This is a genomic window from Companilactobacillus paralimentarius DSM 13238 = JCM 10415, assembly GCF_001434985.1.
GTDB lineage: Bacteria > Bacillota > Bacilli > Lactobacillales > Lactobacillaceae > Companilactobacillus > Companilactobacillus paralimentarius.
This window is the reverse complement of record NZ_AZES01000148.1, coordinates 1-7,246: the sequence shown is the minus strand read 5'-3', so window position 1 is coordinate 7,246 and position 7,246 is coordinate 1. Positions and strand designations below refer to the sequence as shown.

Annotated in this window: 5 protein-coding genes, 1 other RNA gene and 1 pseudogene; 3 read left to right on the top strand and 4 right to left on the bottom strand. The window is 35.1% G+C overall.

All coding sequences use genetic code 11. The annotated features are described in order from the left end of the window. The first annotated feature begins 131 nt into the window (after positions 1-131). Positions 132-1,076, top strand: a complete 945-nt coding sequence (locus FD33_RS11130) for a magnesium transporter CorA family protein (RefSeq protein WP_025086149.1) — start codon at positions 132-134, stop codon at positions 1,074-1,076. Here FD33_RS11130 and FD33_RS11125 read toward each other — a convergent pair. From FD33_RS11125 to FD33_RS11115, 4 genes and pseudogenes are all read right to left on the bottom strand, one after another. Further along, positions 1,073-2,191: a THUMP domain-containing class I SAM-dependent RNA methyltransferase gene (locus FD33_RS11125; protein ID WP_056955977.1), complete on the bottom strand. Its 1,119-nt coding sequence runs from the start codon at positions 2,189-2,191 to the stop codon at positions 1,073-1,075. The genes FD33_RS11130 and FD33_RS11125 overlap by 4 nt on opposite strands. Before the next feature lie 77 nt (positions 2,192-2,268). Next, positions 2,269-2,627: RNase P RNA component class B (gene rnpB, locus FD33_RS12540), an RNA gene on the bottom strand. Between the two features lie 225 nt (positions 2,628-2,852). Next, positions 2,853-3,266: pseudogene (gene gpsB / locus FD33_RS12535) on the bottom strand (cell division regulator GpsB); the annotation flags it as partial. A gap of 63 nt (positions 3,267-3,329) precedes the next feature. Continuing rightward, positions 3,330-3,881: an SLOG family protein gene (locus FD33_RS11115; RefSeq protein ID WP_025086147.1), complete on the bottom strand. Its 552-nt coding sequence runs from the start codon at positions 3,879-3,881 to the stop codon at positions 3,330-3,332. Between the two features lie 66 nt (positions 3,882-3,947). On the opposite strand from FD33_RS11115, the gene recU reads away from it, so the two are divergent. Both recU and FD33_RS11105 read left to right on the top strand, forming a co-directional pair. After that, positions 3,948-4,577, top strand: coding sequence for a Holliday junction resolvase RecU (recU, locus tag FD33_RS11110; RefSeq protein WP_025086146.1), 630 nt, complete (start codon positions 3,948-3,950; stop codon positions 4,575-4,577). After that, positions 4,574-7,060 (top strand): transglycosylase domain-containing protein, encoded by a 2,487-nt coding sequence (locus tag FD33_RS11105; protein WP_056955976.1) that lies wholly within the window; start codon positions 4,574-4,576, stop codon positions 7,058-7,060. Before recU ends, FD33_RS11105 begins: the two co-directional genes overlap by 4 nt. The last annotated feature ends 186 nt before the right edge of the window (positions 7,061-7,246 follow it).

Here is a 7,246-nt window from a genome sequence, read left to right as displayed (position 1 = left end):
TATGGTCTAACTGTTAACTTGAACCGCCATCAACTTGATTTGACGAACAGCCGAAAAAAGTGGATTGAGAAAAATAATTCTCAACCCACTTTTTATTTTTGGTATCATTATCCTTAATGAGGGGATAAAAAATGATTAATGAAACAGTATTAGACCAAGGCCACAAATTAATAGACGTTCATTCGACTAAGAATTTAAATGATTCTGATCGTACATCACTGATTGAAAATTATAGTCTAACCAACGAAATTCTTGACTATGCTGATGATGAAAATGAACGAGCTCGTTTTGAATATGATGAATATAGTCAAACTTTTTTGATCGTTTATAACGTACAAAATGAAAATGAACAAAGTGACGACCTATCACAAAGAGTCTTACCCATTTCTTTTGCTATCAAGGATAAGCAACTCTTTTTGTTTACTAACGATGCTACTCACTATGTAAGAGATTACCTTCTTTATGCGAAGAAGAATTTTGGTGAAGGCAAGGAAAATCTACTTTGGGAACTTATCTTTCATACTTTTGATCAGATTTCTAGTGATTATAGTGATCAAATCAGTGAAACCGATTCTAAAAGAAATAAAATCCAACGTTTGATCAAGAAACACCATTCTTCAGAAAATCAAATTTTGGATTTAGCCGAATTACAAGATTTAACAACTTACTTGAGTACGGCCATTAGTGGTAACGTAACTGTTCTTAATGAAATAGAACTCATTTCTAGTGGCAAGGTTCAACAATTACATTTAACTAAGGCTACTCATGAGCATCTTCACGATTCAGTTATTGAAATTGAACAGATTAAAAATCAGGTCAATTTGAGTTCCGATATTATTGATCGTATTTCTAATACCTATAATAATATTTTAAACAACAGAACAAATACGACCATGAAGGTGCTGACAGTTTATACTATCATTTTAAGCATCCCCACGATCGTATCAGGTTTTTATGGTATGAATATGAAATTACCCGTGGCCGATCAAGAATGGTCTTGGATTTTTTCGTTAATCATTACTATTGTTATTATTTTAATCATTCTTTGGGACTTACACAGACGTAATAGTCTTTAGTGTTTAGCCCAGTATTGGTACATATCCGTTCTAATAGAACCGTTGTAAAGTTTACGTTTCTTAGTAGCTAATTCGCCATAGTATTTTTCGAATTCAACATCACTAGTTAAAATATATTTATTCCAAGTGGGAGCGGTTGAGAAAACTTCTCCCATTTCTTTATATAGTTTTCTAACACCGGCCATATCACTCATACGTTGACCATAAGGTGGGTTAGAAATGATTGTTCCATACTCCCCTTCGATCTTCAAATCTTTAACAGCAATTTGCTTAAATTGAATATCATGTAAGACACCAGCATCATGAGCATTTAATTTAGCTACGTCGATCATCGAGCCATCGATATCACTGGCAAAGATATCTAAGTCGAGATCCTTTTTTACGCCAGCCTTAGCTTCTTCTTTAAGATTAGCCAAAATTTTAGGATCAAACCAATCGAAATCTTCGAATAGGAAGTGACGTAAGATACCAGGAGCAATGTTTTTAGCCATACGTGCAGCTTCAATAGCAATGGTACCAGAACCTGTTGTTGGGTCCATGAAAGGATCTTCTTCAGGATGCCAAACTGTTAAAAGAATCATAGCAGCCGCAAAGTTTTCCTTTAAAGGAGCAGCACCGTGTTCAACACGATAACCACGCTTGTACAATGATTCACCGGTTGTATCAAGTGTTACTTCTACAACATCTTTATGAATACGAGTTTCAATTTGAAATTTTGCACCAGTCTCAGGCAAACGTCCACGACGCATAAAAACATCGGCCATTTTATTAACGATAGCCTTTTTAGTAATAGCTTGAATATCACGTTCTGAATGTAATTGTGATTTGACAGTTCTAGCCTTAATAGGGAAAGCTGCATTTAAAGGTAGCCAATTGTCCCAATCGATTGCATAAACCTTATCGAATAATTCTTCGAAAGTTGTTGCCTTAAAAGTACCAATCAAAATCTTAATTCGATCAGCACTTCTGAGCCACAAGTTAGTTTTAGCAATATCTTCGTATTCACCGTCAAAATAGACCTTACCATTCTCGGTCTTTGTATCGTATCCCAAATTCTGTAGTTCTTTTGCGGTTACAGATTCAAAGCCGCTTGACATAGTCGCAATTAATTTCATATTGCTCCCTCTTAGTTTAATTTTTAATTGATTGTATAAAAAAAGGACGAACAAGTCGTCCCTTTGCCTCGATAAACTCCTATAGGCCACGTTCTGTTCATGTGTTAGGCTGGCAATCCTAACACAGTTAGTAATCATCTATCTACAATTAAGCCTTCACAGTAGATTCATTTCTCGTTATGAAGCGCCCCTACCAAAGTTTGGGTTGCCCGCTTGCGGGGTTTACCTCGTTCCACCATTGCAATTTCTCACAATAATCCGTCTCTGTGGCACTTTCAAGCTATTAACACATAGTCAAAAGACCTTAGTGCTTTCACTGCCGTTACCCGAAGGTACCTTGGCTTATTGGGCCAAGCACAAACACTGCAAGCATCTCAGCTCGCGCGGGCGTGGACCTTCCTCAGCCTAGATAACTAGACCGCGATTACTCGTAATTTACCGACTTGAATAGTATACACTAAAATCTGTTAAAATTGTTATTATTATTAAAATTATTTTGATTTTGTCCAGAATTGCCGTTCATAGGGCGGTTTCCTTGAAAATTATTTTGATTATTGAAGCCATTATTCATATTAGGATTGATCTCAGTATGACCACTCTCAACTCCATCATGGTTATTCATATTGTTAGGAACAACTGCTGATGCAAATTGTTTAGCCCCATCATTATTATTTTCGGGAACACCATTAGCAAAATCATGACCGAAGACACGTTTTTCAAGATTAGAAAGACGTCTTAAAATATCATAATTAGTTGAAGCTTCAGCAATTGAGCTTGAAACTGGTTTCTGTTGTGGTTGTGGTCTTCTGTTCTGAACTTGAGGTCTATGTTGTGCTTGTGCTGATGGACTTGTGTTCATATTACGTGATTGCATTAGACTTTCATTTTCAGCTTTTAATTGACCAATTTCATTTGTAAAAGTTTCATAATCCTTAATAATACCATCCAAAAATTGATCGACTTCGTTAGGATCGTAGCCTCTCATCTTTGTTTTGAATTCCTTTTGCAAAATATCGTTAGGTTGGTAATTTAAGGCAAATTCATTACCGTTGTTATTATTACCGTTTTGGTTCATTCCATTCATATTGTTCATTATTAAACACCCCAGTGTTAATTATTATTCTAGAAACGACTGAAACTAGCTATCTGATAACATATTAGCAAAATCCTGCATAGAATCAAAATCTATTAATTCCAGTTGATAATCAGTTCCACTATCCTGATAAGATTTAATAGCCTCATAGTCGTACTTTGGCTTACCACCGCTATCGGGATCGTAGAAAATCAAAGCTCCATTTGTATGTTGAAGCATAAAACTTTGCCATACTCTTAATTGTCTACCTGAATGATAACTCATATTGGAAACTTTGTTGACATAGTCAGCGTTTCTTAAAAAATTTTTTAGTAATAGCTGATTGTTCTCATTCCACTTATTTCCAAATTCAGCATATGGTAATATCACTGCATGTCTTATATTATAGCCTTTTTTCTTAACTTCTTGTATAGATTTACCCACAATTTGTTCAGTTCCCAATTGTGCACCAGTTATTATCCATTGAGTTCCATTTTCAGCATAATTAATTAGTCTTTCTTGAAAAAAGTCTTGAATTACTTTAGATTTTGGGTCATCATCTTTAAAAATACCTAGTTCAAAAGATCGGTAACCCGTTACCCATAAATTTTTTAACATAAAGAAATCTCCCCTAATTAATATTTTTGCCATCATGGTATAATTTGCACAGTAGGAGTTGATATTTTGAAAATAAACTACCCTGATGGTCAAGTTTTTAATAGTAAACCATCACAATCTCCTCTTAGCGAATCGAGTGCCAAAAAGAAAATGATTTTTGGTGATCGCGGTATGACTCTAGAGGAAGAAATTAATGAAAGTAATAAATATTATCGTAGTCACGATATAGCGGTAATATATAAGAAGCCAACACCTATTCAGATCGTTAAAGTAGATTATCCGAAAAGAAGTAAAGCTGTTATCAGAGAGGCTTACTTCCGGCATGCTTCTACTACCGATTATAATGGTGTTTACAATGGTTATTATGTTGATTTTGAAGCTAAGGAAACTAAAAACAAAAATATCTTTCCATTAAAGAATTTTCATCAACATCAAATTGATCATTTAAAAATGTGTCAAAAACAAGGTGGTATCTGCTTTGTCATTATAAAATACGTAGAATTAAAACGCTATTTTGTAACGCCAGCTGATGAAATCTTTTTACATTGGGAAGCACAAAGAAATAATGGTGCAAAATCAATTCAATTGAAAGATATTGTCAATAGTTCCATTGAAATCAAATCAGATTATAATCCTACTTTACCCTATATTAATGCTGTTCAACAGTTAATCGAAAGTGGGAAGGAGAAAAAATGAAGAATAAGAATACCAGTATATTAACCTTCAAAAATATTTTGAAATGGATCCTTTCCATTGTGGCCGTTTTAGCCGGAATATTCTTGTTTGTCTTCGTATACTATGCTTTCAGTGCTCCAGCGATTAGTCAGGAAAACCTCCAAAGTGGTGGTTCTTCAACAATCGTAGATTCTACTGGTAAGCAAATCGCGTCTTTAGGTGATAACAAAAGAAATTACGTTACGATCGATAAGGTTCCACAACAAATGGAAGACGCTGTTGTATCTATTGAGGATAAGAATTTTTACAATGAACCTTTAGGTATTGATCCTGTCAGAATTGCTAAATCAGCCTTTAATAATGTTACTAAGGGTACTCTCCAAGGTGGAAGTACTTTGACGCAGCAATTGGTCAAATTGACGGTTTTTTCTACTGAAACTAAGGATCAGACTTTTAAACGTAAAATGCAGGAAGCTTGGTTGGCAATGCGGGTCAGTCAAAAGTTTTCTAAGCAACAGATTCTCGAGTTTTATATGAATAAAGTTTATTTGAACAATGGTATCTATGGCGTTGAAACTGGTGCTAAATATTATTATGGTAAGAAATTGAAGCAACTTAGTTTAGCTCAAATGGCCTTGTTGGCCGGTTTGCCCAATGCTCCAAGTAATTATGATCCATATACTCACCCAACAGAGGCTAAGCAACGCCGTGATTTAGTTATTCAAGCGATGTATAACAATAATAAGATTACTAAAGCTCAAGCTGATGAGGCTATGAACACGCCGATCACTTCAGGATTACAGCCATATAAGAAAGTAAGTAATAGTAATAATTCCAAGCGAATTATTGCTGATCCTTATATCAAGGAAGCAATTACGGAAGTTAAGAAGAAAGGCTTTGATCCATATCGTGATAATCTAAAAATTACCGTTAATATGGATTATGATGCCCAAAAACGTCTTTACAATATTGTAAATTCTTCTAACTATGTATCTTTCCCTGATTCAAAAATGCAAGTTGGTGCATCCGTTGTTAACCCTAATAATGGTAAAGTTGTGGCTATGATTGGTGGACGTAATCTAGGTAATGTTCAGTTTGGTTTGAACCGTGCTGTTCAAACTGGACGTAGTAATGGTTCAACAATGAAACCATTGCTTGATTACGCTCCGGCTATCGAAAACCTAAACTGGTCCACGTATCATCAACTTGAGGATACCGAATATACTTATGCTGGTACCAATATCCAATTGAAAGACTGGGATGAGCAATATGAGGGCCAAATGAGCATGCGTAAAGCTTTGGTCAACTCAAGAAATATCCCTGCTATTAGAACTCTATCAGCCGTAGGACTTTCCAATGCCAAGAAATTTGTCAAAGGACTGGGCATTAATATTACTGAAAAATATCTTTCCGTTGGTATCGGTGGTAATGTGTCATCACTTCAAGGTGCAGCAGCATATTCTGCCTTTTCTAATGGTGGAACATACTACAAACCATATTATGTTTCTAAGATTGAAACAGCTGACGGTATCACTCATACTTATGGCAAAAATGGTAAGCAAGCAATGAAGGATTCAACGGCTTATATGATTACCGATATGCTTAAGGGTGTACCTTCAAGTTATGCTACTTATGCTAATATTTCTGGTTTACATCAAGCCGGTAAGACTGGTACAACTAACTACAGTTCAGAATCTATTGCTCAAAATTCAGCTTTGAGTGGTACGGCTAAAGATTCATGGTATAACGGTTATACAAAGAATTATTCAATTAGTGTTTGGACCGGTTACGATTCTCCAAATCAGAATGGTATTTCATCCACTTATCAAAGTGTTGCTGGAAAGATCTACAAAGCTGAAATGAGTTATTTGGCTGAGAATACTAACAGTAATCCTAACTGGAAGAAACCAAGTTCCGTTGTTTCAATGAGAATTCAAAACTCTGGTTCAGAAACACCAGTTGTGGCCTCCCCTAGTTCCAGTTCATCTAGTTACACTAAAGAGTTGTTTGTGAAGGGACATGCACCATCAAATCCATATAAGGATTCTGATTATTCTTCAAGTAGTGCATCTAAGTCCAGCAGCAATGAAGTAACGACAAATAATCATTCAAGCAGTTCATCTGAATCAACTGATTCCGATAATGATACAACTGATAAAGATAATACTGAAACAGGTACAGGTACAAATTCCGATAGTAACAGTAGTAGTGATAGTGATAACACAACAACCAATAATTCGAGTGATTCATCTACTACAAATAGCAACTCTAATACTGGTAGTACAAATTCCAATAATAGTAGCAATACTAATACAGGAAATAGTAACAGTAGTAATAGTGGTGGTACCTCAACTAATAATAATTCTGGTAGCGATAGCAGCAGCTCATCTAATACCGGTGATTCAAATAGTGGTGGTACAACAAACAGCAATAGTAACAGTGGTAGTTCTACTAATAGTGGTGCTACTACTAATGGCTCTTCTACTGACAGTTCTGGTCAGTAAGAAATTAAAAATCCGTATTCAACATAAAAGTTGAGTACGGATTTTTTTAATGTTCCTGAATAATAGAATAATGATAGATACTTTTATGAAAAAATGAAATGAAATGTTTACAAAATAGTCGATCAAATAATGTGGATGTAAGCTGATTCCTGAGACAACTTTTAAGAGAGGGTATAATGAATAAAT

What these genes read in the sequence shown, in the direction of transcription:
- FD33_RS11130 (WP_025086149.1), top strand. Translation starts at nt 132, where the DNA reads ATGATTAATGAAACAGTATTAGACCAAGGCCACAAATTAATAGACGTT.
- FD33_RS11125 (WP_056955977.1), bottom strand. Translation starts at nt 2,191, where the DNA reads ATGAAATTAATTGCGACTATGTCAAGCGGCTTTGAATCTGTAACCGCA.
- FD33_RS11115 (WP_025086147.1), bottom strand. Translation starts at nt 3,881, where the DNA reads ATGTTAAAAAATTTATGGGTAACGGGTTACCGATCTTTTGAACTAGGT.
- FD33_RS11105 (WP_056955976.1), top strand. Translation starts at nt 4,574, where the DNA reads ATGAAGAATAAGAATACCAGTATATTAACCTTCAAAAATATTTTGAAA.